The organism is Acidipila rosea (genome assembly GCF_004339725.1).
GTDB classification, from domain to species: Bacteria; Acidobacteriota; Terriglobia; order Terriglobales; family Acidobacteriaceae; genus Acidipila; species Acidipila rosea.
In genome coordinates, this window is sequence record NZ_SMGK01000006.1 from 219,056 (window position 1) to 244,306 (window position 25,251).

Here is a 25,251-nt window from a genome sequence, read left to right on the forward strand (position 1 = left end):
CTTCCTGGCTACTTCGACATAGCTCGCCACTTTTTCGCGAGTTCAGCGTCAGAGAGCGCCTTGACGTAAACGCCGCCAACAACTGAACGCGCCTGGAAGCCGATCTGCTTGCCATTCTTCGTGTCGTACCAGTCAGTCAGCGGAACCCGTGTTGGGGTTTCATTGATCCACTTATAGATGGGGCCCATCCATTGAGTGAACTGCTGCTGTGTCCCGAGCGTTGCGGACCACAGCTCCCAGTCGAGCTTGGTGTAATCGGCACGGCTGTCGAGCGGAACTCCGTACTGATTCATGTGGTTCAGGTAGAAGCTGACTTCCGTCTCGCGCACCTTGGCAGGAAAGAGATTCAGTCCCAGCAGCTGATCCCATACCAGATTGTATTTCTGACTCCAGGTTCCGGGCTTGTCGAAGGCAAGCTTGTAGTGGTCTCCGTCAATCGCCATCTGCTGCCACTTTGCCGCCATATCCCTGGCTGCAGCCGCGTAGCCGCGGGCTACATCAGCGTGGCCGAGCGCCTTAGCCATCTCTGCATAGGCGGCCAGAGCATCGATCGCCTTGATGGAGAGATTTGCATTATGCGCCAGGTGTCCGGCGAAGTCATCGGTCGAGAGCTGGTTCTCAGGGTCGAGGCCCTTCTCGCGAAGGTATGCGGCCCATTGACTGAGCTGCGGCCAGTATTGTTGCGCAACATGCCAGTTGCCCTCTGTCTGTCCGAGAGCCGCTGCGCAGATCAGCAGATTGCCGCTCTCCTCTACTGGCATCTGGTTTTCTTCCGTCTTCTCGCCGCCGCCGTACTCCTGGCCGTTCGCGAGCGGATAGCGGCCCAGATCATGCGGTGCGAAAGGGAACTTCCAGCGTGCGAGCGAAGCATACTCGAGCACCGGCTTCAACTGGGCCTCAAGCAGCTTCGGATTGAAGAAGAGGAAGAAGGGCGCGGACGGATAAAGAACATCCACGGTGGCGATGTCGCCGTTGGAAAAGTCTTCCTTGGCGAAGAGCATCGGCGTGCCGTCGATATCAGCGACGAGCCCATGGGCCGCGATCGTCTGCCGGTAGGCGAGGAGCGCCAACGCCGCGTAATCCGCGCCACCGGCTTTGGTGAGATCGGTAGTCAGTTTCGCGTCATAGTCGCGTCCGCGCTGGTCGAGTTCGCTATATTGAGCCTCGGCCTCAGCCAGCATCGCCTCAACTGTTTCGTTGTTGCGCTGCCAATAGGGACGCATATTGCGCCCGAGATATTGGATCTGGAACCCTGCGGTGTAGCTGAGCAGAGCATGTTTCGTCACAGGGGCTGCTGAGATCTCCTGCGCCGGAAATTCGAGCGCGAGATGAGCGGCGCCGTCCCGGGGAGTCTGCGGCATGTCCATGTCATCAGCTGTCGGCAGCGTGCCGGTCTTCTCAAAGCTCTGCCGCGCGGCAGCTGCATTGACCAGCATGGCCTGCTCGTTCTGAGGTACGGCGAGGTGAAAATATCCCCAGTCGATACGCAGGTTATCGCCGGAGCGGTTCAGTACCTGCTGATCGCGTGAGCCAACGTTCAGGACGCGTAACTCGCCATCATTCGATCTGCCCCACGTCACCTTCTGGTTGTCCTGGTCGACGGCGATCACCGGATCGACATCAAGGAACACAGACGTCTGGTGAGATTTGCCATCGGTGGAACTCAGCTTCCAGCTCACGTAGGTTACAGGCCGCGAGAGCAGGTCAAGATCCTGCGGAAATGCTGGCGCAAAGAAAGTGAGCTGCAGCTTGATGCCGGCTGCGCTGAATTCATAATCAGTATGCGTTGCCGAGACCTTCAGCGCGGTCTGCTGCATGGCGGGAGTAGCGCTGTGCCTGTCGCCGCCCATGTAGCGATACAGCTTGCCGTCGATACGAATCAGGCCGGTGAGTGGCTGACGTTCACCCGTCCAGTGGCGGGTGGGCCCATCGGTCAGGTGGTCAGTCATCGACCAGATGCTGAAATAGGGGTCGTGTGCAATCAGCGGGACCGCTGGAGGCCGTTCCTGCTGCGCATGAAGTGCGCTGCCCCCGCCCGCGATCAAAACTGCAATGGAAACAACTGCGCTTCGTGCGATCGATCTCATTTGTTTCACTGTTCTCCAGCGACCAGTTCTACATCAATCCTGGCCTCCAACGGAATAGGCGGAACGGCCTAGGTATTCGTTTCAACTGCCGGAAGCGAGAGCGTGCGCTGCTAACGCCCGGGAGGAGTTGGTGGTGTTCCGAGGGAGCGCTGGTAGCGAAGCTCGTCTACGGTGATGCCCCATACCGTGTCTGTGCGCCGCTGACCGTCAGGGGCCCAGTGGTCCAGTTGATAGAAGCGATCGCCGCGTACGTTGCCTGCGAGAATCCAGAGGAGCGCATTACGGAAGCCCTGTTCAAGAAGGCGGGCGCGGGCAGCTGTGATGAGCGCGAGGCCGATTCCGCGGCCCCACTGGGTGGGGTCGACATAGAGCGCGCAGAGCTCTCCGTGCTCCGGCAGGTCGGAATCGCGCGAGGGCATTGTGGTGACAAAGCCGTGGATGGATCCCTTCCCGGTCGCGAGGATGGTCTGTGGTTTGCAATCGTCCGGGCTCCCGAAGTCGTACCGCGAAGCCCAATCCTGGGGACGAAGCCGGTCGAGGTATTCGGCAGGCAGAAGCCCGCGATAGGCGGCCTGCCACGAGCGGACGTGGACATGGGCGACGCCGAGTGCATCTTCCGGTTGGGCGGCCCGCAGTTGCATGCTCCATTATTATCTGTCCGCGTGTATGGGGCCTTACCAAAGGAATAAGGAGCGATCTGACGACTGAACTCTCTTTTGCAGTGGAGATATTTGAAAAAATGATTTATAAATCCTCTTCCGTTAGTTGATGGATAACAGAGCGAAGCGTGCTGCCCATGGCAGAAGTTGATGCTTGCTCTTATGCCGCTCCAGCGGACAGGCCTCTATCCCCGGGTGAATGGTGACTGCTCTTCTCCAAAAGATCGTCTCTGCAAGGAGGGGAGCCAGACTGGGCCTTTCCCTGTTTCTCTATGGAGCAGCGGCGCTGGGCATCCTTACTTACCATCTGAAGCAAGCGGCGGGTCGCAGTTTAGGGGTTGCGCATTTTCCGCTGAATAGCCTGCTGGAGGGAGCAGCCGTTGTGCTGTGCCTGCTGCTCTTGTGGCGCATCGCGAACTCGTTTCGCGAGAGCCCGAGCTTCATCTTTACCTATTACGTTCTCATTTCCTTCCTGATGTTTTTTGTGATCGAACGCTGCGCATTGATGGCGGTTCGGTGGCCTGAACCGCCGTGGCTCACCCAGGATGGCGCGGCGTTTCTACAGGTTCTGGGCTCGATGGCGGCCGCAGGTGGCGCGCTGATCGTGTTGCCGCACCTGCGTTCGCTGAGAGAAGGGTCCGCCCTGGCGCGGATGGAGCGGGACAAGTTTCTGGCAGCGGCTGAGAGCAGCCTGGATGACTTCTACCTCTTCGACGGCGTGCCGGATGAGAAGGGAGAGATCAAGGATTTCCGCTTCAGCTACATCAATCCGAATGCCGAGAGGCGGCTGCGTACACGTCGCGAAAACATGATCGGGAAGATCCTGACCGAGGAGCGTCCGTTTGTAATCCGTTCGGGGCTGATCGAGAGATACAGGGAAGTAGTTCGCACGGGAACGCCCTTTACCGGCGAGGTCTATCTCGACGATGAACGAATCAAGGCGACGTGGCTGAGTGTGCAGGTGGTGAAGCTGGGTAGCGGGATCGCGGTTACGAGCCGCGACGTGACGGAGCAGAAGCGGTTGACGGACCATGTTCACTATCTCGCGCACTATGACCAGTTGACGGGACTGCCCAATCGCACGCTGTTGCGGGACCGACTGGAACAGGCGATTGCCTATGCGCAGCGACATAACAACAGGGTGGCGGTCTTCATCCTGGATGTCGACCACTTCAAAGAAGTCAATGACGCGCATGGCCACGCGGAGGGGGATGCGGTGCTTGCGGCAGTGGGGAAGCGTTTGCTGGAGACGGTGCGGGAGACCGATACCGTGGCGCGCATCGGGGGCGATGAGTTCGTGATCGTGATGCCGGAGTTCAAGAGCCTGGAGGACGTGCGGCGTTGCGGGTGGCAGATTGTGCGGAGCGCAGCGAAACCTATCCCGCTGGGGGGTCGCGAAATCAAGGTGACGGTCAGCGTGGGACTGGCTCTTTATCCCGACTGCGGCGCCGGGAGCGATGAACTGCTGAGGAAGGCAGATGCCTCGATGTATATGGTGAAGGGGCGGGGCCGTAATGGACTCCAAATATGCGGGGAAGAAGGCAGCTGAGATTGCCTAACCCGGCCTAGGAGCTGGGCTCGATTCGCTTGAGCATGTCAGCGATGGTCCAGTGCGCAAGGCTGCGCATAACCGACTTCTCTACCTCTTCATAGACGTTCTCGAGGACCCCGCGGATACCCTGGCCTACGGAGCAGTTCGGATGGGGTTCGTTGCGGTGCATGCGGAAGGCTGCTTCGACGCCGAGCGCGGTGCGAACCTGCTTCAAGGTGATCCGTGCCGGGTCGCGGGCCAGTTCCCAGCCGCCTCCGCGGGCACCCTTGGATGAAACCAGGTTGGCCTGCCGGAGAAGGGCCAGCTGGCGGCGGATGACGACGGGGTTGGTTCCGACGCTTGCGGCGATGAACTCCGAGGTCAGCCGCTCCTGAGGCGTAGATGCAAGCAGCGTAAGGATGTGAACCGCTGTCGAGAATCGGGAGTTCATACAAAGACAATACAGCGGGGTGGAGAAGCCGGAAAGATGGACGAGCTGGAACCAGGTGAGCTAGCGTAACTTTTTTTGTGACGGATTCTGGATCCCTTCATCCAAGACACAGCAGCATCAATCCACTCAGAGGTTTTCAAGATGAAAGTTGTACTGTATGGCGCATCGGGGAATGCGGGGCAGCGTATCTATGAGGAGTTGAAGGCGCGGGGACATGAGGTGACGGCAGTTGTTCGGAACCCGGAGAAGCTGGCGGCAGGAGTGAAGAGCAAGAGCGACGACCTGAGCAGTGCAGACCGGATTGCGGAGATCATTGCGGGCGCGGATGCGGTGATCAGTGCGTACGCTCCTCCGCAGAACGACACAGACCAGCTGATTGGGGTGACGGAGCGGCAGATCGAGGCGGTAAGCAAGGCGGGAAATCCCCGGCTGATCGTGGTGGGCGGTGCTGGTTCGCTGGAGGTTGCGCCGGGGGTGACGCTGCTGGAGTCAGGCCATCTGCCTGCGCCGTGGGTGCCCATTGCCACATCGCATGCCAAGGCGCTGGCACTGCTTGAGGCCTCCGATATTAACTGGACTTACTTCAGCCCAGCGGCATTCTTCGAGCCTGGCGAGCGGACGGGCAAATACCGGCTGGGAAGCCGCAGCCTGATCGCGAACGACAAGGGCGAGAGCCGCATCTCAATGGAAGACTATGCGATTGCCCTGGTGGACGAGCTTGAAAAGCCGAGCTATGAAAAGGCTCGGTTTACGATCGGCTACTAGGCTGAGGACGGCGCACAGGAGCACTGCGGCGCAGTGCTCCTTTTGCGTATAAGGCATGCCGGACTGAGCCCGGGAGGGGCCTTCGGCATCCGATCGACATGCGCGGGGAGAGAGCAAAACGATACAGAATTGGGTCACGCGAGGGGGCATGATTAGCGCAGGGGCAAATGTAAGTTCGTAGATCTTCAAGAAAGGCATCGATGTATCTCTTTGAAGAGCAAATCTCCCCGCGTGATAATCCGCTGATGGCAAAACCGAGAATTCTGCTTGTTGATGACAATCAGAGTGTCCGGATGTCCCTCAAGATGATTCTGGAATACAACGGCTTTGAGGTGGTCGCGGCAGCCGGTGTGCACGAGGCTCTGGGACTCATCCACAGCCAGGTCTTCGATGTTCTGCTGAGCGACCTGCACATGCCTGACGCAGGGGATGGTTTGACCGTTGTAAGCGCAATGCGACACTCCCATCCCAAGGCGATCACCCTCATCTTCAGCGGATATCCCGAGATGAAGGGAGCAGCGTCAGCGATCCTGCTGCAGGCAGATGGAATCCTTACCAAGCCGCTAGCGTCCGAAACATAGGTTGCAACGATCAGGCAACGATTGGCGAAAGAGGCGGCGCCGGCGCGGGTGATGGAGAGTGTCGCGACCATCCTGGAAGCTGAGGCAGAATCCACCATCGCCGAATGGCTTGAACGGGTTCAGGTTGAGCCGCGCATAGTAGGCATCCCGATGGAGGATGCGGAGCGCTCCGCTCACCTGCCGCAGTTGTTCCGCGACCTGGTGTCCCGGCTTCGCTACCCACTGCCTCTGGGCACCCATGCTCTCGTATCCCGCGCTGCCAGTGAGCACGGCGAGATACGCCAAAGGCAGGGATACAGCGCCGCCATGCTGGTCGAGGAATCCCGTATGTTGCAGGTCAGCATCTTTCAGACATTGCAGAATAATCTCAACAAGGTGGATTTCAGCCTGTTGCTAGTGGGCGTGATGGCGATAGCGGATGAGGTGGATTCGCAGCTGGCGCAGGCAATGACGCGCTTTGTCGCTGTATCGAGCCACCACCCTACTGACGCGGAGGGGCTGCGCATTGGACCTGCTGCGGAAGGCAGAGCGTAGGATAGAGAACACTCCCTGTAAGCTGTTCGGAGACGTTAGGAGGCCCTTCAAGTGGCCGATGGAGCATCTGCTGTCAATGTCTTTGACGCCGCCGCGTTTCTCGCGAGCGCGGGGTTAGGCCGCAGAATAGTTCACCTGAAGACAAAGGATCCTTTCTTCTCTCAAGGGGATTCGGCGGACTGCGTCTACTATCTTCAAAAGGGTCGAGCAAAACTCACCGTTGTCTCCCCGCGGGGCAAGGAAGCGACGCTCGCCCTTCTCTCAGCGGGAGACTTTATTGGAGAGGAATCGATTGCGGGAGCCGTCGGCCTGCGGATGGCTACGGCTACGGCCATTGCCGCCTGTACAGCACTTAAGATTCAAAGAGATGAGATGATTCGGGTGCTGCACGATGAGCATGTATTTTCAGATCTGTTTCTGAAGTTTATGCTGGCGCGCAGTATGCGGACGCAGGCGGATCTGGTGGATCAGCTCTTCAACTCAAGCGAGAAGCGGCTGGCGAGAATTCTCTTGCTGATGGCAGAGTTCGGCAAGCAGGGAGAGCCCGAAACCCTGATTCCAAAGATTACGCAAGAGACGCTGGCGGAGATGATCGGCACAACCCGCTCACGCGTGAGCTTCTTTATGAATCGCTTCAGGAAGCTCGGCTTCATCGAATACAACGGCCGTATTCGGGTACACAAATCGCTGCTGAATGTGGTTCTGTACGATCAGGTGCCTGAACAGAATACTGAAACCGTCTCTCTGCCGCATCATCGGGAAAAAGCAAAAGCCGTCAGTTGTAACTAGCCAGCCTGCGGAGCTTGTGCGCTGAACCGATACGACGGATGTGCCGCGACTACAACGTGGCACATCCTTTTCGCTTGAGGGCTACTTTGCTTTCGCTGCCGACGGGGAGTTGTGAGGGCGGGCGCGGCCGGTGGCTATCTCTAAAAAGGCGTGAGCTGCGCGGGTAAGGGTCTTGTCCTTGCGATAGACGAGCGCGAGTTCACGGATGAGGCGGACGCCATCAACCTTGAGGATCTTGAGCAGCCCGGCGCGCTCCTCGGTGAGGACGTTGGCGCGGGGCAGAAAGCCGAGGCCGAGGCCGGCGATGACGAGCCGCTTGAGGAGTTCGCTGGACTCTACTTCCATACCGACGCGGGGGTTGAGGTCGTGGCTGCGGAAGAGGTCGTCGATCTGGTCGCGCTGGCGGCCCTGCTTGGGCAGCAGCAGCGGCTGCTGAGGCAGCTCCTCCAGCCGAATGTTGCCGCGCGGGACGAGCGAGTGGCCGGAAGGTGCCACGAGGACCACTTCATCCTTGTGAATGATGTCTACGGTGAGGCGCGGATCCTTGACCGGAACGGAGACGATGCCGAAGTCGACTTCGCGGTTGAGGACTCCCTCCATGGTGCGGGAGCGGTCGGCGCGAACGATGCTGAGCGCGACGCGAGTGTACTGGCGACGGAACTGAGCAAAGACAGTGGGTAGCACATAAAGGCTGGTCGCTTCGTTGGCGGAGACGGAGATTTCGCCACGCGGGGAGCGGTGAAGCTCACCGATGGTGACCATGATGTGGCTGTGCATCTGAAGACAGTGCTCGGCGAAGGGCTCGAAGACCCTGCCAGCTGCGGTGAAGGTGACCTTGCCTCCATCGCGGTCGAAGAGGCGCGCTCCGGACTCGTTCTCAAGCGAGCGAATCTGCGCAGAGATGGCAGGCTGGGTGACGCCGAGCTTTTCGGCGGCGCGGGAGAAACTCTTGAGCCGACTGACCTCAAGGAATGTTCTTAACTGCTCAAAGTCCATTGCGTCCTCCTGTTCGAGTAGAACAGCAGCGATCGGGGTGAAAAGCTATCTCGGGGGCTGTATTTAGCTTATATCGCGAATAAACGGGAGGGTCGATCATAAAAGACGTTTATGGGGAGGATAGGAGTTGCCGCCTGCCTCCGTCCGAACCGGGCGGCTCGGGCGCAGGCAGGCGATGAGGGGTTAGTTCAACGGCTTGATGATGTCGTCGAGCAGGTCGGGCTGGGTGGAATCGCGCTCGAGGTGAGGATAGCGCTCGCCACCGTGGTAGTCGAGATGGACAACCTGGAACTCATCGGTGTTGGTGACGATGAGCTGGAGGGGATCCTGGCTGGTTTTGGCAGCGCGGAGAGCCTGCTTCATGCGGTCGTCGCTGTAAGCCAAGTTGTTGACGGCGACAATTTTTACGCCGGGACCAAGACCTGCCTTGTAAGCGAGGGAATTCATGAGGACATCGGCGATGGCGCCGTTCTTCCCGATTCGCATGCCGAGTGAGGCGATGCAGTCGACACCGCCGCGATGGCCGTAGGCTGCCTTCTCAAAATCAGATGGCTGATCGGTATAGACGAGCTTGTAGCCGCCATGTTCGATGCCGTTGAGCGGGGCGTGCGCCTCGTGCGACTCGACGCGGGAGGTGAGGAAGCCGCGCCAGTCGTAAGGCACGACCTTGTTGAGGGCGGTAACGATGTCATCGAGGGTGTAGGGAACGGTAATGGGGCCGGTGTTGCCGTTGAGGCCGAGGAAGATGGCGACGAAGTCATTGAGAGACTTCTGGCCGTGGGTGAGCTGGCGGATGGTGGTGTCAGCATCGAGCCAGATGAGGTCGCCCTCAGGGTAGTAATCCTGAGAAAGACGCCAGCTGCTCCACCAGGGGCTGCCGCCGCGCAGGATGGAGGCGGCGATGGCGGTGTCCTCGACATTGCGCCAGGTGCGGCCGGGGCGGTTGTCCATGTTGGCCGCGGTGAAGGCGAGCGCGTCGCGGTACTGCTGGGGCGTCCAGAGGCCGCTGCGTGCGGCGAGAACGCCGCCCCAGTACTGGGTCATGCCTTCGTACACCCAGAGGAGGTCGCCACGCATGGGGGTCTTGTAGTCGGGCGTGGCGAGGCCAGCGGGACGGCGATATTTGCCGTTCCAGGAGTGGGTGTACTCATGCGAAAGCAGATCGGCGTTAAGCATGGCGAGCTGAGGGTCGCTGAAGCCGTGCTCCTCGATGCCGTTGTCGCTCGACTGGTGGTGTTCGAGGCCCTCGCCGCGGATCTCATCGCTGAGGCTGAGGAGGAAGTGATAGGTGTAGTAGTGCCGCGAGGCGTAGACGGTCCCTGCCTGGTGGACTAAGTTGTTGATGGCGGTGAGCGTCGCGGGCTTGAGGTCGAGGTCCTCCTGTGCGTCGGCGGCGAGGTCCAGATAGTGCTTTGGAGTGACGCCGGGCGCGAGAGGAATCTCCTTGAAGTAGCGGCCGGCGATAAGCGGCGAGTCAACCAGCATATTGACGCCGACGGTGGCGAAGCTGGCCGTCTGGGGGGAGTCGCCGCCAGCCGGATGCGTGCTGCCGTTGCTGGTCTTGATGTCCTGACCTGCGGGTGCGAGCGCGGTGCCGAAGCCCCAGCCAGCGGGGAGGGTGATGGACGGCGTGATGGGGATGTTGCGGACGGGGATGCCAGCCGGGTACATCACGACGGAGTTCCACTCAAGAACGGCGAGGTTCTTGCTGGTGGAGTAGTTTTCGCTTGCGCCAGTACCGCCGGGGGTGACGAGGTAGTCAAAGTCAACGTCGAGGGTGGTCACGCCCTGCGGCACATCGACGTGTACGCCGTACATGTCTACTTCATCGCGACGCCAGGGTAAGGGCTGGCCGTTGGCCTTGATGAAGAGGCCCGCGACGTTGTCAATGGGGCCGGTAGGGCGGTGATTGCCGGGAATCCACTCGGGGTATTCGAGGACGAGCGGCCCGGCAGCGACGGGAATATGCTCATGCGCGTGGATGAGATGGCGCGGAGCGTCGGTCATATCGACGCGGAGCAGGATGGGCGCCTGCGGTGGCGCTGCGGCTGGTGCGGGCTTGGATTTCCTGGCCGCGAAGGCGGCGGTTGCGGGAAGGATCGCAGACAGAAGAAGAACAGCGGGCAGAGTCGAAGCGCCGTAGCGCGGGGCAATCTTCATGAGAAATGATCGCATGGCAGCGGGCCGGGAGTGGATTGCGCTTGTGCGCGTGCAGGCCGGAGGGTAGGTTGGGACGATGAGAGTCATCTTGACGGGGGCGACCGGGATGGTCGGCGAAGGGGTTCTGCTTGAATGCCTGCAGCACCCGGCGATAGAGGCGGTACTGCTGGTTAGCCGCAGACCCTATGGGGTGCAGCACCCGAAGGTGAAGGAGTGCATCGTCCCGGACTTTCTGCGTATTGAGGACTGCACTAGCCAGCTAAGCGGCTACGATGCCTGTTTTTATTGTGCAGGTGTGAGTTCAAGGGGCATGAGCGAAGCAGAATATACGCATGTGACCTACGAGATTACCGTGCACTTTGCGCGGGTGCTGGCAGGGCTGAACCCGCAGATGATCTTCGATTTCGTGTCAGGTGAGCTCACTGACAGCTCAGAACAAGGAAAGCTGATGTGGGCACGCGTGAAGGGAAAGACCGAGAACGAGCTGATGCGATGCGGCTTCAGGAAGGTCTATAACTTTCGTCCCGGCTTTATGAAGCCGACCGCGGGACAGCGGAATGTGAAGGGATACTACAGGGTGATCGGCGGGATTTATCCATTGCTGCACCTGTTGTTTCCGAACCACGTAAGCACCCTGCGGGAAGTAGGGCTGGCAATGATTCACAGCGTGCTGAAGGACTATCCGAGGCAGGTGCTGGAGGTAAAAGACATCAAGGCGCTGGCGCGGGGCTGAAGGGTGCTGGAAGGATCGCTGCAGACAGGCTTTAATCTTTCGCTTGAGGCGAATGGAGCCATATGATTACAAGAAGAGAGTGGATTCGGTCGAGTGTGTGCGCAGCGGGGGGAGTCATTCTCGCTGGCCGGCTTGTGGCGGCTGATGCGGGTTTTGCCCGTACAAAGTCCTTTCGAGCGCAGATGGAAGATCTGGAGAAGGCGAGCGGAGGCCGGCTGGGTGTGGCTTATCTGGATACGGCTCACGGCACGCGGGCCGGTTATCGCGAAGACGAGCGCTTCCCGATGTGCAGCACCTTTAAGGTTCTGGCCGCGGGGAAGATTCTTTTGCAGGTGGACCATGGCAGGGAGCACCTGGACCGGATGGTCCACTACACACAAAAAGAGATCGTTTCCTACTCACCGTTTACTGCTACTCGCGTTGGTAATGGCGGCGCGTCACTGCGTGAGATATGTGTAGCGGCGCTGACGCTGAGCGATAATACCGCGGCCAACCTGATGCTGGCGTCAATTGGCGGGCCTGCGGCAGTGACGGCTTTTGCGCGTTCGCTGGGAGACAAGGTGACGAGGCTCGACCGCACGGAGCCTGCGTTGAATGAAGCATTGCCCGGCGACCCGCGCGACACGACGAGCCCCGCTGCGATGGTGGCGGATTTGCAGACGCTGTTGCTGGGGCGGACTCTTTCACCTGGTGCGAAGACCCAACTCGCGGAGTGGATGAAGCAGTGCAAGACGGGCGGCGAACGGCTGCGCGCGGGGGTGCCTGCGGACTGGATGGTTGGAGACAAGACCGGCTCCGGCGATAGGGGTACGGCGAACGATATTGCCATCCTGTGGCCGCCGCACGCTTCTCCGGTCATGGTCGCGGTCTATCTCACCGAAGCCAAGGTCGGTCCAGCGCAGCGTAATGAGACGATAGCCGCAGTCGGCAGGGCGATCGCAGCACTGCATGAATCGCTCGCACCTAACGACTCCGCCAGTCGATGAGGGAAATGGTTGCCGCGGGTGGATGGAGCGGCATACCATTAGGCGCAAGATGGGTAGTGGATTTGATCTGTTCGGTCCCGAGGCTTCGCGAGAGATTGCGTGGAGCAGGCGGGATTTTCTGCGCACGGCGGCGGGCCTGACGGCTGGGTCTGCGCTGCTTGGATTTTCACCATTGCGAGCCGTTGCTCTGCCACGACCGCAGAAGGCGATTGTCGTCACCTTTGGCGGCGGTGCGCGCGATGAGGAGACCTTTGCTCCGGACGGGCAGGAGAATATTCCCTGCCTGATGAAGACTCTGCTGCCGCAGTCCACCTTCTTTACGCAGGTGGTCAATCGCGGGATTCTTGGCCACTATGTGGCGACGGCGAGTATTGTCACGGGCGACTACGAAACCTTTGACAACTTTGCGGCGGTTGCGCCGGATAACCCTACGGTCTTCGAGTACTACAGAAAAGATCTGCGACGTCCGGCGAACGATGCGTGGGTGATTGCGCCGAGCAATGGATTCAACCGTATCGGCGAAAGTGACAACCGTGCCTATGGACAAGGGCTGGGTGCAGGGGTGATCCTGCCGAAACACCTCCTGGCAGCGGCGATGCCGAAGGGCGGCGTCGTGGACTACGCGCACCTGTTGAAGGACAACTACGAGACACCGTATTACGCACCGGTGCTGCGCGGCGGTGAAGTGGAGATGAAGCAGCTGGAGAGCGTGCTGAAGCTGTCGGTTGGCGACTTCATCGCGCACGCGCGCAGCCTGGCGAGCCCCGATGAGCTGTCGGTCTACATTGCGAAGCAACTGATGCGGCAGATTGCGCCGAGCCTGTTGTGGATTACGCTGCATGACATTGATGTGGCGCATGCGGGCGCCTTCTCGCTGTACCTGGAAGGCATCAAGCGCACCGATCGGCTGTGCGGGGAACTCTGGCAGGCGGTGCAGTCCAACCCGGAGTATGCAGGCAAGACGAACATGTATATCCTGCCCGACTTCGGGCGTGACTCGGACCTCGACGCAGGCGGAAACGGCTTTCAGCATCACCGCACGGGTGATGCGCTGTCGCGTACTACATGGATGATGGCGATGGGGCCGGGCATACGGCAGGGCGCGATGGTGAACCGCCCGATCGAGTCGATTGACCTCGTGCCCACGCTGGGATCGCTGTTCGGCTTCTCGGCGCGGTTTGCGCAGGGGCGCGCGATTACGGAGGCGGTGTAGCGATGCAGCCCTCCGAACTGAATGCGATGAGTTTTGAGACCTATCCGGCGCAGGCGCGGGCGCTGGCTGTGGGGCATCTTCCGTTGCTGCAGTCATTGCCTCTGGCGCTGCTGCCACTGCTGCTACGCGAGGTGATTGCGTATGACTGGCGATTCCCGGCGGAGCGGGCGGAGATCGATGAGCAGATCAACTACCTGCAAGGGTTAGCGGCGTCGCAGAGAGCGGAGCTGATGCGCGGCTTTGCTGCGATCAAGCTGCCGGCGGAGCTTACCCAGGTGGATTGGGTGAACCAGCCGCAGAATTTCAGCGAGCAGCTGACCGCCTACTTGTGGTCGACGCACCAGATTGACGGCTTCCGCAAGGCCGCCAGCGAGTATGGAAATGCAGTAAGCGCGGCGACCCCTGTGAAGCCGCCAGAGACCGCGCGGCTTGGGATTGCGGTGATCGGCAAGGGTGTCCAGACGACGGACTATCCCATCTTTCGCAAGCTGAAGGCGCATGGCACGCTGTTTACCCAGGTGGACCCGGCTGGTGGACTGGCGACTCTGATCGATGCAGTGAATACGCGGGCGCAGGCGCATCCTGGCGCCTACCGGCACTGGTACATAGACGGCGGCGAGGCGATGGCCGGTGCTGCGGCGGGAGTAACGCAGCTCTCCTACGCGGGAATTGCGCCTACGCGGCGGGCACTGATCGGGCGGATGCAGACGTGGATCGACTCAGGCAAGATGGGGCCGGAGCTGCTGCGCACGAAGCTGGCCGCGCTGGGGCCTGCCGACCTTGGGATGAAGGCCGATGGCGAGCGGGCAGTGATGGGACGCTTCGAGATCAGCCTGCTTACGGAGGGTTCCGGCACTCAGATCTTTGCGACCACCTTTGCACAGTGGGCGGCACGGGAGGCATGGCGGCGGGCACAGCCGGAGACACTGCTCGTACGATTTGGACCCAGGCAGCGGCAGCGCTCCATGAACGAAACCCTGCTCGGCACGGACACGCATGAAGAGCCGGACTTTGAGGGCTCCCTGATCGATGCGGATATGGGCGCCTACTACACGTGGATCGATCAGCAACGGCTGGCCGGGGCACAGCAGGGCGCTTTCGTTGCGTGGTTTGAGGGGCATGAGCAGGCGGTGGCGATTGGACCCGGACTGCCTGCCGGATCCACCTCAGAGAAGCCCGCGACGTTGCGGCAGGTGATGGAGTGGGTTAGCTGAGGATGGGCCGGGTGCCCCAGGTATCGGGATTGAGACCTGGAGCACGCACCTTGCGCACGCACCTGGAGCAGGCTTAGCGGAGTCCGCCGCCGGCGCGGATGAGTTCGCCGGTCAACCACTTTGCATCGTCGGAAGCGAGGAAGGTGGCGATAGAGGCGATGTCATGCGCCTGACCGAGACGTCCGAGGGGTGTCTGCGCGACGGTTCCTTTTTCAAAGTCTGAGCCGATAAAGCCCGCAGCATGTGCGCCTTCCGTTTCAACCATGCCGGGGTTGATGGAGTTGACGCGGATCTTGCGTGTGCCAAGCTCTTTGGCAAGGACGCCGGTGATGGCGTCGACCGCACCCTTGGTTCCAGTGTAGATGGTGCTGTTTGGCGGGGTCAGGCTGCTGACGACAGAGCCAATGTTGATAATGCTGGATCCTTCGCCAAGAAGCGGGACAGCGGCTTGCGTGGTGAGCAGAAGTCCGAGCACGTTGATGTTGAAGATCTTGTGAAATTGCTCCTCGGTGAAGGTCTCAACCGATGAGAATTCGTAGACGCCGGAGTTGTTGACCAGGATGTCAAGGCGTCCGAAGTGCCTAGTGGCGGCGTCGATGAGGTTCCTGGCATCCGCGGCCTTGGATACATCTGCGGCGACGGCGATGGCCCGGCCACCTGCGGCAGTGATGGCGCTGACGACGGCCTCTGCTCCAGCCTTACTGGATGCGTAGTTGACGACGACGGCCGCGCCTTCGACGGCGAGCGACTTGGCGATGGCTGCTCCGATACCCTTGGATGCGCCGGTGACGACTGCGACTTTGCCTGTAAGCTTGCTCATGTTTCCTATTCCTTTTCTTTGCAGCAGTGGAATTAGCGGTTGAGGCGCCGGGCTGGGCTGCTCCTCATCGTGGTTCTGGAAAGTAGATGGGGCGGATGCGGGATAAGATTCAATAGTTCCGAATAAGCGAACTATTGAACCTTTACTCCGGTATGACTACTCTTAGGGCTATGCGGCCTCTGCTCCATCCATCGATCGAGGACATTACGGTAGAGGGAATTCTTCATGCCCTGTCCGATCCTGTGAGGGTGGCTATTTTTTCGAACATCGTGGCGCAGGATTGCTCACACAACTGCTCGAGTTTTCTGACCGTCCGGGACAAGGCGATTCCCAAGTCCACGCTTTCGCAGCACTTCAGAGCGTTGCGCGAGGCGGGGCTGATTCACAGCGAACGGCGCGGTGTGGAGGTGTACAACACCGCGCGTTGCGCGGAGATCGAGCTGCGCTACCCTGGGCTGATTCGCGCGATTATCAATGCGCACTCCATCCAGTCAAAGCTTGGCGCTAAAGCGAGAAAGCCTACAGTGAAAAAGGCGGACCGGCAGAAAGCTGCGAATAAATAATAGAGGCCGCTGCAGAGTGCCCGGTCAACCCGGCTTGCCGAGGCCAGCTTTTCCTCGGCTTGGCCAGCATGTTTCCTGACGAGGTCGATCCCGATCGCCCGAGGTCAGTGTGCGAAGAGCGCGAGCGGGATGGAATCAGCGAGCGCGCGATAACCTGCGGGATTGGGATGCAGATGGTCTCCGCAGTCGTAGGCCGGAAGCAGGCGATCGGGCTGGCTGGGGTCTCGCACAGCTTTGTCGAAGTCGAGAACCTCGTCAAAGTGGCCCGGTGTACGAATCCATGCGTTGATCGCTTCGCGATCGGATTCAGTAGCAGCATCGGGATGGTAGTAATCCGAGCCGGTGAACGGGGTGATGGTTGCACCGATCACCTGAATGCCATGAGCGTGGGCGCGAAGAATGACTTGCTGATAGGCGGCAAGAATCCGGCTCAGCAGGGCGCTGTGCTCGGCTGGGGTTGCTGGCCCCTTGCGCTCCAGCCCTCCGAGATCATTCACTCCTTCAAAGAAAATGAGCCAGCGAACGCCGCTCTGAGCTAATACATCGCGGTCAAATCGAGCCAGCACATTGGGGCCGAGGCCATCGGTGAGCAAATGGTTTCCGCCGATTCCCTCGTTCAGTACGCCGATGTTGCGCGTCGCGGGTGATGCCTGCAGCCGCTCTGCCAGAACATCTGTCCAACGATCATTGCCGTTTGTCGTGGTGGCATGGCCATCAGTAATCGAGTCGCCGAGTGCGTCAATCGCGCCTGCGGCGGGCTGCGCGAGCACGTCCACGCCGGAGAGCTGGTACCAGTGATCAATTTTTTTCGCCTGAGGCAGGTCCGGCGCCGAGACGAGATTGCCGTGCACGTAATACGAGGTGGAGCGGGAGCCGGGATGACTTGTCTCTCTCTCGGGCGGCGCATCCAGATGAAAGGTGATGGCGAGGCTGGAGAGCGGGGTGACCGCATAATCGATGGGATCAGAGATATATTCGGCGCCTGCCGGAACAATGACCTGGGTTGCCCCTGCGAAGGTGAGAGCCCGGTCCGATGCTGCATCGATTGCCGCAGACGCGGGCGAAAGTGCGTGCGCGATATGCACCGATGTGAACTGCAGTGGTTCGGTTCCGAAGGCATTGGAGATGTGGACGCGCAGTGCAGAGCCGCCGGTAGAAAGGCGAACAATCTGACGGACCGTCGCGTCGCGCAGATCATCCGGAGCCAGGGCATTCTGCGGCTCGGGAATCTGCTGCGATGCCGCCCAGCTGCCTACCCAGGCATCCCCGGCTTTTGCCGGCTGAGCGAGAACTGTTCCGGTATGGAGGAGTACGGCGAGGAAGAAGGCAAGAGCAGGCGCGAAATTCTTTGCAGGTCGCATAGGTGATGGTCTAGTATGGGGCGCTGGCTAAATCGATTTTGGTGCGGATCAAGGGTAACACTTATGCGGATTCCTGTGCGACTTGCTTCTACGGTGGTAACTGCTTCGTTCCTGGCCGCCGCCTCTTGTGGAGGGGCAGCGAGGGCTCAGAGCACTGCGGGCAGCGGGTCAATGCCAGCTCCTGTCACCTTCACCGCCGAACAGGATCATCAGAACATGATGACGCAGCTGGGCATCCAGTCTTTGCGGCCGGGGCCGAGCGGAGATCCAAAAGCCCCGGACCATGCGAATTACGACGAGTCGAAGGCCAACCCCTGGCCTGCTTTGCCGGATGCGCTCGTGCTCAACAATGGACAGAAAGTTACGAACGCGCAGATGTGGTGGAAGGAGCGCCGGCCGCAGATCGTTCACGATTACGAGCAGTATGTCTACGGTTTCGTCCCGAAGGATGTGCCAAAGGTGCGCTGGTCGGTGATCGCAAGCGAAAAGGAGATGGTCGGATTTCATCCCGTGATTGCGACCGAGTTGAAGGGCGAGGTAGATAACTCTTCATACCCGCTGGTCAGCGTGAGTCTGCGGATGACCGTGGTGACGCCGGCGGACGCCAAAGGTCCCGTCCCGCTCCTGATGATGTTCGGCCCCAGCGGTTTTCCGGCTCCTGTCCAGCCTTCAGTGGAGGAGCTTTCGCGCATCAATGCGGCGCTCAAGGCAATGCTCGAGAAGCAGGACCCGTCGCTGAAGGCAGTCATTACTCAACACCCGGGATGGGAGCCCGTTCGCCCCGTTCCATTCGAGTTTCCGAAGATGAATGCAGATGGTGATCCGCCCAGCACGTGGGAGCTGATCGCGGCCGGCTGGGGCTTCGCCATGCTTGACCCGCAGAGTGCACAGGCGGATAACGCTGCGGGCCTGACACGGGGCATCATTGGCCTCGTCAACAAAGGCCAGCCGCGCAAGCCGGACCAGTGGGGAGCGCTGCGGGCATGGGCGTGGGCCGCGAGCCGGGGCCTCGATTATCTGGAGACCGATCATGCCGTCGATTCGAAGCATGTCGGTATCGAGGGGGTCTCTCGATATGGGAAAGCGGCACTGGTCACCATGGCCTTTGACCAGCGATTCGCCATGGTGCTGGTGGGCTCCTCGGGCAAGGGTGGAGCGACTCCTCTGCGCCGCAACTTCGGTGAGGCTGTCGAGAGCCTGACAGGGGGCGAGTACTACTGGATGGCCGGCAATTTCATGAAGTACGGCGCATCCAAAGCCACTTTCGGCAGCATGACTCCCGGCGACATTCCGGTGGACTCTAACGAGCTGATTGCTCTCTGCGCCCCTCGACTGACCTTTATCAGCTACGGCATTCCTGAGAAGGGCGATGCGCAGTGGCTGGATCAGCGTGGCAGCTGGATGGCGACTGTCGCTGCGAGTCCGGTCTGGGCGCTGCTGGGAGCGCCAGGGCTGAGCACCGACAACCTTGACTACCAGAAGGCGAAGATGCCGCCGGTCAACGATGGACTACTCGGGGGCAAGCTGGCCTGGCGCCAGGACGACGGTGGTCACACGGACGCGCCGAATGTGAAGTACTTCATCGGGTGGGCTGATAAGTTCATTGGCTACCCGGCAAAGAACTAGGCCACCGGGGTATTTTCACAAAGCCGCGCGCTTGCCGCGCGGCTCCTCCGCCATCGGCCGACAGTACTGCTAGAACGACTCACGCACCTGGTTGTAGTAGTCGATGTATCTGCTGAGGATGGTGTCGAGGTCGAAGCGGGTGAGGTTTTCAAAGCCGCGCTGTCGAAGCTGTGTGGCTTGCGACAGCTGTTGCGCGATATGCTCGGCGGCGGCCTCCGGCTGCGCTGCATCGATGAGAATGGCGGCATCGCCGGAGACTTCGCGCATGGGTTCGCGGGCGGTGGTGACGACTGCGCATCCGCAGGCCTGCGCTTCAAGAATGGGCCAGCCGAAGCCCTCTTCCCGCGAGGGAAACAGCAGGGCGAGCGCACCGGTGTAGAGCGCCATCAGATCATCATTGCTGCAGTCGTGCATCTCGATGACCGCGTCGGTGAGCGACTCGCTTGCGATCAGGGCACGCAACTCGGCTGCCGGGGGGCGGCCCGCCAGCACCAGCCTGAGACCGCCGTATTGAGGCAGTCGGCGCATTGCCGCGAAGATGCGGATGAGCGCAGGGCGATCCTTGTACCAGTTGTCGCCGCCGACGCTGAGCACGTATTCTCCGTCGCCCATCTGGTGCTTTTGCCGGACGGCACGGATGGCGGACTGGGAGGTGGGAGCGAAGTGCCAGTTCATGGGATTGTGGATAACGGCGGCGGGGGTGCCGATGATCGCGTTCCAGTCGGCATGTGTTTTGTGTGAGACGCAGATGGTGTGGCGCGAACGCTTGAGGCCAGCGAGAATCCAGGACTGGAGCAGCTTGCCGGTGCGCGACGTAACGATGCCCTCGAAGTGTCCGAGGGCGCTCCGAACAGCGAGCAGATCGTGGCAGGTGATGACCCAGGGCTTGCGCGGCGAGTGCGGCAGGTACATGGAGTTGCTGTGGTCGCAGATGTGGACTACATCGACGCGGCGGGCGCGGAGTCGAAGGAGCGGCGGAAAGAGCAGGAACTTATCAACATAGCCAAGCCATTTGCCGAGGGTGGTATCGGCGGGGGCGAGTCTGCCGAAGATGGACGGCGGCGAGATCTCCGATACCTGATGCCCACGCTGGGGAAGTTCGCGAGCGAGGAGATCTTCATAGCGCAACATACTCTGCTGGCGGTCAGGGGCGTAGTTGGCGACAAGGAGAATGTGCATGGCCTGGATGGATTCTAGCTGAGGGCCGTGCACACGGGTTCGGAGATGGCTACTGCAGGAGCGCGGCCCAGCTGGCTGTGGCTTCCGCGGTGACACCGGTACGCGGGTCGGCGCCTTCTTCAAGGCTGGCCAGCTGTACGGCGAAGTTGCCGATGGTAGAGCTCTCCGGCGCGCCGCAGATGACCTGCAGGCCGGTGGCTGCGGCGGTGAGGCGGTTGAGGAAAGTGTTGCGGCTGCCTCCGCCGACGATGAAGAGGCGAGTGAAGGTGCGGGTGGCGATGCGGCTGATGTCGGCAAGCACCTGGGCGTAACGCGCGGCCAGCGAGTGGAAGATGAGGCTGGCGAAGGCCGGGGCGTTGTCCGGAGATTCATCGAGAGGCGCGAGACCGCGGCGTGTGAGCTGTGCGTTGATGCGCGCGGGGATGTTGCCCGGCAGCAGCAGCTCGGGCTCGTCTACATCGATGAGAGCCGTGGGGGCAGGCAGCGTTTCGGCGGCTGCGATGAGCTCGGCGACGGTCCACTCGCGGCCACGGGACCGCCACTCGTCGATGGATTGGCGGATGAGCCACATGCCGTTGACATTGCGGTGGAAACAGATGCGGCCGCCGACTGCGCCGAGGTTCGTGTAATTCTTCTCGCGAGCTTCAGGGGTGTCGATGGGGGAGTGAAGTACCGTGCCGACCAGCGACCATGTGCCCGAGCTGATGTAAGCCCAGTCGTCGCCATGAGCAGGAATGCCAGCGACGGCAGAGGCAGTGTCGTGGCAGGCCGGGGCGATGAGCTCTGCGCCCCGTAGTGAGGGCAGGTCGCCGAGCGGCGGCGCGAGCGTGCCCACCCTGGCGCCGGGCGGGACGATGGTTGCGGCGGAGCTCCTATCCAGACCGAGCCGATCAAAGATTTCCGGCGACCAGTCGCGGGTGCGTTGGTGCAGGAGCTGGGTGTGGGTGGCATTTGTGTATTCGGCGATCTGCCGAGCGCCGAGGCGATAGAGGATGTACTCGGGCAGATTGAGCCAGCGGGCGTGCGAGAATCCGGCGAGCTGGTCGGCATAGAGCTGATAGAGCGTGTTGATGCTGAGCAGCTGGAGGCCGGTGATTTCGCGAAGGCGGTCGGGCGGAAGCAGCAAATGGACTGCGGCCTGCGCCGCGACGTTGCGAGGGTCGCGGTAGCAGCGGGGATTCGCCAGCAGATGTCCGTCGGCGTCGAGCCGCGCGTAATCGACGGCCCAGCCATCGACGGCAATGGAGCGGACGCCTTCGGTTGCGAGCGCTGCGGCGCGGCGCAGGCCGGTGTCAATTTCACGCTCGATGCGGGCAATATCCCACTCAAGCGCATCGCCATTCTCGATGGGCGCATTGCTTGCGCGATGGACGAGCTCGATGACGGGCTGCTCCCCATGCCAGCGGAGCAGCGAAACGCGGCAGCTCTCAGCGCCGAGATCGATGGCGATGAGAGCACGCCTGTCAGACGGCGGGACAGGGGATCGGCGTTCTTCCACACTCACCGCAGGTAGGCCTCTGTGAGTCCGCCGTCGACCGGAATGAGATGGCCGGTGGTGCAGCGGGCGTGCGGCCCGGCGAGGAAGAGGATCGCCTCGGCGCAGTCCTTGGGATCGATAGGCTTGTGAGTCAGCGTGCGCTTGGCGTAGAAGCCGGCAAGGATGGTGCGGAGATCTTCGTCGGTCGCCGATTCCTCGAAGGGGAGATTGTACTTTTTGAGCGAAGCGATAACGCGGTCGCGCGGGAACATGGTCGAGCCCTTAACCACGGTCGCGGGACTGATGCCATTGACGCGGACGAGCGGCGCAAGAGTGACGGCTAGCTCGCGGACCAGGTGGCTGACAGCAGCCTTGCTGACGTCGTAGGCTTCACTGCCGCGCTTGGCGACCACGGCGTTGGCAGAGCTGGTCAGAACGACGCAGCCGTCAAGTCCCTGCGCGGTGAAAAGCTTTGCTGCTTCATCAGCGAGGAGATAGTTGGCGGTGACGTTGACCTCAAGGGTGAGCGCCCATTGCGCATCGGAGATGACTCCGTCGGGCGATGACGGAAAGAGCGCTGCCGTGTTGATGAGGATATCCATGCCGCCGTAGTGCGCGACAACCGCATCGAGCGCCTGGCGGATGGAGGAGCGATCGCGAATGTCGATGCGAACGGCGACGGCGGTCTCTTTGCCGGCGATCGCCTTCACCTCTTCGGCAACGCGCTGCGCGCCTTCAAAATCGCGGTCGGCGACCGCCACATGCGCGCCACGATGGGCAGCGAGCAACGCTGCTTCACGGCCGATGCCGCTGCCTCCGCCGACGATGAGGGCGATGTTGCGGCTGAGCTCTTTCTCCGGGGGCTGACGGCGAATCTTTGCTTCTTCCAGTGCCCAGTACTCGATACGGAAGGCTTCGCTGGCAGGCAAGGCGACGTAGTTGGAGTGGACCTTGAAGGCAGAGGCGGGCGCAGCGGGACCAGCCTGCGGCACCTCAATATCGCAGGGCAGTTCGCCGCTGCCGCCGAGCGCATCGGCGCCGTGCATGACGTGGATGGCATTTGTGTAGAACTCGCCGGTGATGCGCGACTCGCTCTTGTTTTTGCCGAAGCTGAACATGCCGATGCCGGGGACGAGGACGACGGTGGGATTGGCATCGCGGATCGCGGGCGAGGCGGGCAGCGCGTGGGTCTTGTAGTAGTCGGCGTATTCACGGCGGTATTGCGCGATGGCGCTGTCAATTTTCTCGTGAAGAGCGGTGAGGTCGCCGGCAGGATCCCAGTCGATGAACATGGGGCGAATCTTGGTGCGGATGAAATGATCGGGGCAACTGGTGCCAAGATGTGCGAGCGGCGGAGCGTTGTGGGAATCGACGAAGTCGAGGACCTCCGGCAGATCGCTATAGGTGCCGATGAGCTTGCGAGCGGCGGAGACGCGGCCGCGCAGGACGGGCATGATCTTCGTTGCGAGTTCCGCGCGGTCGGAGCGCGCCTCGTAACGCTTGCCGCCGAAGAGCTTGCCTTGCTTCTTCTCAGCGTGAGCGTGGACGAACTGACCGAGATGGTCGATGACGGTGATGGTGTTCAGGTAGCACTCACGCTGGGTCGAGCCCCAGGTGAAGAGGCCGTGGCCGCCCAGCACGACGCCGTCGCAGCCCGGGTGTTGCTCGACGACTTCGCGCATCATCATGGCCAGCTCGAAACCGGGACGCTGCCATGGCAGCCACACGAGATGGTGGCCAAACTCTCGGTTGAACTCCTCCATCTTTTCGACGCCGTTGGCGGATGCTGCGAGAGCGATGCCCCAGTCGGGGTGCAGATGGTCTACATGCGGGAAGGGCAGAAAGCCGTGCAGCGGGGTGTCGATGGAACTGGCAACGGCGTTATTGCCGAAGACGCAGAGGGGATACATGGCGACCATTTCATCTTCAAGCTCGACGCCCTGGTACTTGTTGCGAAGGGCGAGCAGCTTGTCAAGATAAAGGGTCGCAAAGCCGGAGGTCTTGATGGTGCCAAGATCGCCGCCACTGCCCTTGACCCACATCACCTGCCTGCGCTCGCCATCGAGCGGGTCGGTAAATTCGAGCTTGGAGCTGGTGTTGCCTCCGCCGAAGTTGGTGAGCCGCAGGTCGGAGCCGAGGAGATTCGAGCGGTACTCGAGCAGTTCGGGGCCGCTGAGTTTGTCGGCGACGGCGGGATTCCATTTGTCGGTGAGATAGCGGAGCTGGATGGCGGTGCTCATGGTGTGCCTCGTTCTGGAGATGACAACTCTACTATGATGGCAGGCGAACTATCAATAGGGCAAGTATTTCTATAGAAACAAATCTGTAGACGCATGACTGCTGTGTGCCAGCTCCATCCTGGCGGAGATAGAGCTTTTAGGCCAGCGCCGCGGCCTCGCTTCTGCCTATCATCTTGTGCTGCACATAGTTATAGGGTGGGACGGTCTGCCCCTGCAGCAGAGCGAGCCCGAGCTGGATGAGGCTCGGGCCATACTGGCTGACCTCGTGGGAGACCGAACCGATGACCGGGCAGCCGGGCTTGCGCATCTCTTCAATGATCTCGGGGAGCGCATCCTGGCCGACGATGACGACGTGCTTTTCTCTCTTGTGCTCGCGGACGGCAGCGAGGGCGCCGAGGGCGCTCGTGTCTGTCGCGGTGGCGATGAGGATGTGCTTGTCTTTTGGGTGGCGCTTCAGGAAATCGGAGACTACTTTGTGGCTCTTATCGCGAAGGCCGCGGCAGTCGATGCGGACGAAGGACTCGACGGCCGGTCCGTCGAGAAGAGAGCGGACGCCCTCAAAGGCGCCGGTGATGCGGCTCTGGACAAGGGGGCCTGCCTCTTCCAGATCCAGACCGAGAATCCAGTCCACTTTGCCGCCCCAGTTCTCGCGGGCGTAGTTGGCCAGCAGTTCGCCTGCTTCAAAACCGACGCGGTAGTTGTCGACGCCGAAGTAGGTTGCGTGAGGGTGAGGAATGTCGATGGCGATGAGGGGTGTTCCGGCGGCGGAGATGCGGTCGGCGATGATCGGCGCGACCTGCTGCTCAACCTGAAACTCGATGACCAGGTCGACGCGGCTGCGTATGAACTCCTCAGCGTTGGCGACGGCAGTGGCTGCGTCGTAACGGTTATCGAGGATGAGCAGATCGACACCGGCCGAGGCTGCTGCGGACTGCAGGCTCTCGGTAACAGCCTGAGAAAAGGGCAGATCGGCGCTCTGCCCCCCGAAGCCGAAGCGCAGCTTCTTGGGTCGGGTAACCTGGCGGTAGAGGCCGTCCTGCGACTGGGCGAGATAGCCGCGATGCACAAATGTCTTAAGGATGCGGTAGACGGTGGTTTTAGAGATGCGTGTGCGCTGATGAATCGCTTCAAGTGCCAGAGGACGGTTTTCGCTCTGCAGGAGCTCGAGAATATCAAGGGCCTTGGAGAGGATGGGGATCAGGTAAAGCCGTTTGGTAGTTTTCTTGGGCACGCGGGCGAGCCTTCCTGGAGCCGGATTCAACAGCGGACACTAAAGTATGCACTGC

At 61.0% G+C, this 25,251-nt stretch carries 22 protein-coding genes; 11 read left to right on the forward strand and 11 right to left on the reverse strand.

Annotated elements, in window-relative coordinates; translation table 11 throughout:
- Positions 1–8: 8 nt before the first annotated feature.
- Entirely contained in the window at positions 9–2,087 is a 2,079-nt protein-coding gene (locus tag C7378_RS16030; RefSeq protein ID WP_131998974.1) for a glutaminase family protein, read from the reverse strand.
- Between the two features lie 110 nt (positions 2,088–2,197).
- Entirely contained in the window at positions 2,198–2,728 is a 531-nt protein-coding gene (locus C7378_RS16035; protein WP_131998976.1) for a GNAT family N-acetyltransferase, read from the reverse strand.
- Between the two features lie 220 nt (positions 2,729–2,948).
- On the opposite strand from C7378_RS16035, the gene C7378_RS16040 reads away from it, so the two are divergent.
- Positions 2,949–4,295 carry a sensor domain-containing diguanylate cyclase gene (locus C7378_RS16040; protein WP_165876853.1) on the forward strand — a complete coding sequence of 449 codons (1,347 nt, stop codon included), beginning with the start codon at positions 2,949–2,951 and terminating at the stop codon, positions 4,293–4,295.
- 16 nt (positions 4,296–4,311) lie between these two features.
- Here the strand turns inward: C7378_RS16040 and C7378_RS16045 are convergent, their stop codons facing one another.
- Positions 4,312–4,728, reverse strand: coding sequence for an Rrf2 family transcriptional regulator (locus C7378_RS16045; protein ID WP_131998980.1), 417 nt, complete (start codon positions 4,726–4,728; stop codon positions 4,312–4,314).
- A 141-nt stretch (positions 4,729–4,869) separates the two neighbouring features.
- Between C7378_RS16045 and C7378_RS16050 the strand changes: the two genes are divergently transcribed.
- From C7378_RS16050 to C7378_RS16060, 4 genes are all read left to right on the forward strand, one after another.
- Entirely contained in the window at positions 4,870–5,493 is a 624-nt protein-coding gene (locus tag C7378_RS16050) for an NAD(P)-dependent oxidoreductase (protein WP_131998982.1), read from the forward strand.
- Positions 5,494–5,738: 245 nt separating this feature from the next.
- The gene (locus C7378_RS18005; protein WP_243648305.1) at positions 5,739–6,074 is read left to right on the forward strand and encodes a response regulator; all 336 of its coding nucleotides are present in this window, start codon (positions 5,739–5,741) and stop codon (positions 6,072–6,074) included.
- Positions 6,075–6,095: 21 nt separating this feature from the next.
- On the forward strand, positions 6,096–6,608 hold the full coding sequence (locus C7378_RS18010) for a hypothetical protein (RefSeq protein ID WP_243648306.1): 513 nt from the start codon (positions 6,096–6,098) through the stop codon (positions 6,606–6,608).
- A gap of 51 nt (positions 6,609–6,659) precedes the next feature.
- On the forward strand, positions 6,660–7,397 hold the full coding sequence (locus C7378_RS16060; protein ID WP_131998984.1) for a Crp/Fnr family transcriptional regulator: 738 nt from the start codon (positions 6,660–6,662) through the stop codon (positions 7,395–7,397).
- An 81-nt stretch (positions 7,398–7,478) separates the two neighbouring features.
- Here the strand turns inward: C7378_RS16060 and C7378_RS16070 are convergent, their stop codons facing one another.
- The gene (locus tag C7378_RS16070) at positions 7,479–8,393 is read right to left on the reverse strand and encodes a LysR family transcriptional regulator (RefSeq protein ID WP_131998988.1); all 915 of its coding nucleotides are present in this window, start codon (positions 8,391–8,393) and stop codon (positions 7,479–7,481) included.
- A 183-nt stretch (positions 8,394–8,576) separates the two neighbouring features.
- Positions 8,577–10,553, reverse strand: coding sequence for a M61 family metallopeptidase (locus C7378_RS16075; protein ID WP_131998990.1), 1,977 nt, complete (start codon positions 10,551–10,553; stop codon positions 8,577–8,579).
- 76 nt (positions 10,554–10,629) lie between these two features.
- Here C7378_RS16075 and C7378_RS16080 point away from each other — a divergent pair, with 76 nt between their 5' ends.
- The 4 genes from C7378_RS16080 to C7378_RS16095 all read left to right on the forward strand — a co-directional run bounded on the left by C7378_RS16080 (position 10,630) and on the right by C7378_RS16095 (position 14,699).
- Positions 10,630–11,286, forward strand: a complete 657-nt coding sequence (locus tag C7378_RS16080) for an NAD-dependent epimerase/dehydratase family protein (RefSeq protein ID WP_131998992.1) — start codon at positions 10,630–10,632, stop codon at positions 11,284–11,286.
- Between the two features lie 62 nt (positions 11,287–11,348).
- On the forward strand, positions 11,349–12,272 hold the full coding sequence (gene bla, locus C7378_RS16085) for a class A beta-lactamase (protein WP_131998994.1): 924 nt from the start codon (positions 11,349–11,351) through the stop codon (positions 12,270–12,272).
- Positions 12,235–13,485 carry a twin-arginine translocation signal domain-containing protein gene (locus tag C7378_RS16090; protein ID WP_243648307.1) on the forward strand — a complete coding sequence of 417 codons (1,251 nt, stop codon included), beginning with the start codon at positions 12,235–12,237 and terminating at the stop codon, positions 13,483–13,485. Before bla ends, C7378_RS16090 begins: the two co-directional genes overlap by 38 nt.
- A gap of 2 nt (positions 13,486–13,487) precedes the next feature.
- Complete coding sequence (locus C7378_RS16095) at positions 13,488–14,699, forward strand: hypothetical protein (protein ID WP_131998996.1); 1,212 nt, start codon at positions 13,488–13,490, stop codon at positions 14,697–14,699.
- Positions 14,700–14,772: 73 nt separating this feature from the next.
- Here C7378_RS16095 and C7378_RS16100 read toward each other — a convergent pair whose 3' ends face one another.
- On the reverse strand, positions 14,773–15,519 hold the full coding sequence (locus C7378_RS16100) for a glucose 1-dehydrogenase (protein ID WP_131998998.1): 747 nt from the start codon (positions 15,517–15,519) through the stop codon (positions 14,773–14,775).
- Positions 15,520–15,671: 152 nt separating this feature from the next.
- Between C7378_RS16100 and C7378_RS16105 the strand changes: the two genes are divergently transcribed.
- Complete coding sequence (locus tag C7378_RS16105) at positions 15,672–16,082, forward strand: ArsR/SmtB family transcription factor (RefSeq protein ID WP_243648308.1); 411 nt, start codon at positions 15,672–15,674, stop codon at positions 16,080–16,082.
- A gap of 104 nt (positions 16,083–16,186) precedes the next feature.
- On the opposite strand, the gene C7378_RS16110 is transcribed toward C7378_RS16105, so the two are convergent.
- On the reverse strand, positions 16,187–17,443 hold the full coding sequence (locus tag C7378_RS16110) for an SGNH/GDSL hydrolase family protein (protein WP_131999000.1): 1,257 nt from the start codon (positions 17,441–17,443) through the stop codon (positions 16,187–16,189).
- A 171-nt stretch (positions 17,444–17,614) separates the two neighbouring features.
- Between C7378_RS16110 and C7378_RS16115 the strand changes: the two genes are divergently transcribed.
- The gene (locus C7378_RS16115) at positions 17,615–19,069 is read left to right on the forward strand and encodes a glucuronyl esterase domain-containing protein (RefSeq protein WP_131999002.1); all 1,455 of its coding nucleotides are present in this window, start codon (positions 17,615–17,617) and stop codon (positions 19,067–19,069) included.
- A 69-nt stretch (positions 19,070–19,138) separates the two neighbouring features.
- Here the strand turns inward: C7378_RS16115 and C7378_RS16120 are convergent, their stop codons facing one another.
- From C7378_RS16120 to C7378_RS16135, 4 genes are all read right to left on the reverse strand, one after another.
- The gene (locus tag C7378_RS16120; protein WP_131999004.1) at positions 19,139–20,248 is read right to left on the reverse strand and encodes a glycosyltransferase family 4 protein; all 1,110 of its coding nucleotides are present in this window, start codon (positions 20,246–20,248) and stop codon (positions 19,139–19,141) included.
- A gap of 49 nt (positions 20,249–20,297) precedes the next feature.
- Positions 20,298–21,746 (reverse strand): rhamnulokinase, encoded by a 1,449-nt coding sequence (locus C7378_RS16125; RefSeq protein WP_131999006.1) that lies wholly within the window; start codon positions 21,744–21,746, stop codon positions 20,298–20,300.
- Positions 21,747–21,748: 2 nt separating this feature from the next.
- Positions 21,749–23,965: a bifunctional rhamnulose-1-phosphate aldolase/short-chain dehydrogenase gene (locus C7378_RS16130; protein WP_131999008.1), complete on the reverse strand. Its 2,217-nt coding sequence runs from the start codon at positions 23,963–23,965 to the stop codon at positions 21,749–21,751.
- A gap of 136 nt (positions 23,966–24,101) precedes the next feature.
- Positions 24,102–25,196 (reverse strand): substrate-binding domain-containing protein, encoded by a 1,095-nt coding sequence (locus C7378_RS16135; protein ID WP_131999010.1) that lies wholly within the window; start codon positions 25,194–25,196, stop codon positions 24,102–24,104.
- Positions 25,197–25,251 lie beyond the last annotated feature (55 nt).

Excerpts from the sequence above, each read along its gene's own strand:
- C7378_RS16110 (WP_131999000.1), bottom strand. The coding sequence starts at position 17,443 with ATGCGACCTGCAAAGAATTTCGCGCCTGCTCTTGCCTTCTTCCTCGCC.
- C7378_RS16100 (WP_131998998.1), bottom strand. The coding sequence starts at position 15,519 with ATGAGCAAGCTTACAGGCAAAGTCGCAGTCGTCACCGGCGCATCCAAG.
- C7378_RS16075 (WP_131998990.1), bottom strand. The coding sequence starts at position 10,553 with ATGAAGATTGCCCCGCGCTACGGCGCTTCGACTCTGCCCGCTGTTCTT.
- C7378_RS16105 (WP_243648308.1), top strand. The coding sequence starts at position 15,672 with ATGACTACTCTTAGGGCTATGCGGCCTCTGCTCCATCCATCGATCGAG.
- C7378_RS16030 (WP_131998974.1), bottom strand. The coding sequence starts at position 2,087 with ATGAGATCGATCGCACGAAGCGCAGTTGTTTCCATTGCAGTTTTGATC.
- C7378_RS18005 (WP_243648305.1), top strand. The coding sequence starts at position 5,739 with ATGGCAAAACCGAGAATTCTGCTTGTTGATGACAATCAGAGTGTCCGG.
- bla (WP_131998994.1), top strand. The coding sequence starts at position 11,349 with ATGATTACAAGAAGAGAGTGGATTCGGTCGAGTGTGTGCGCAGCGGGG.
- C7378_RS16090 (WP_243648307.1), top strand. The coding sequence starts at position 12,235 with ATGAATCGCTCGCACCTAACGACTCCGCCAGTCGATGAGGGAAATGGT.
- C7378_RS16050 (WP_131998982.1), top strand. The coding sequence starts at position 4,870 with ATGAAAGTTGTACTGTATGGCGCATCGGGGAATGCGGGGCAGCGTATC.
- C7378_RS16120 (WP_131999004.1), bottom strand. The coding sequence starts at position 20,248 with ATGCACATTCTCCTTGTCGCCAACTACGCCCCTGACCGCCAGCAGAGT.
- C7378_RS16115 (WP_131999002.1), top strand. The coding sequence starts at position 17,615 with ATGCCAGCTCCTGTCACCTTCACCGCCGAACAGGATCATCAGAACATG.
- C7378_RS16070 (WP_131998988.1), bottom strand. The coding sequence starts at position 8,393 with ATGGACTTTGAGCAGTTAAGAACATTCCTTGAGGTCAGTCGGCTCAAG.
- C7378_RS16045 (WP_131998980.1), bottom strand. The coding sequence starts at position 4,728 with ATGAACTCCCGATTCTCGACAGCGGTTCACATCCTTACGCTGCTTGCA.
- C7378_RS16095 (WP_131998996.1), top strand. The coding sequence starts at position 13,488 with ATGCAGCCCTCCGAACTGAATGCGATGAGTTTTGAGACCTATCCGGCG.
- C7378_RS16080 (WP_131998992.1), top strand. The coding sequence starts at position 10,630 with ATGAGAGTCATCTTGACGGGGGCGACCGGGATGGTCGGCGAAGGGGTT.
- C7378_RS16035 (WP_131998976.1), bottom strand. The coding sequence starts at position 2,728 with ATGCAACTGCGGGCCGCCCAACCGGAAGATGCACTCGGCGTCGCCCAT.
- C7378_RS16130 (WP_131999008.1), bottom strand. The coding sequence starts at position 23,965 with ATGAGCACCGCCATCCAGCTCCGCTATCTCACCGACAAATGGAATCCC.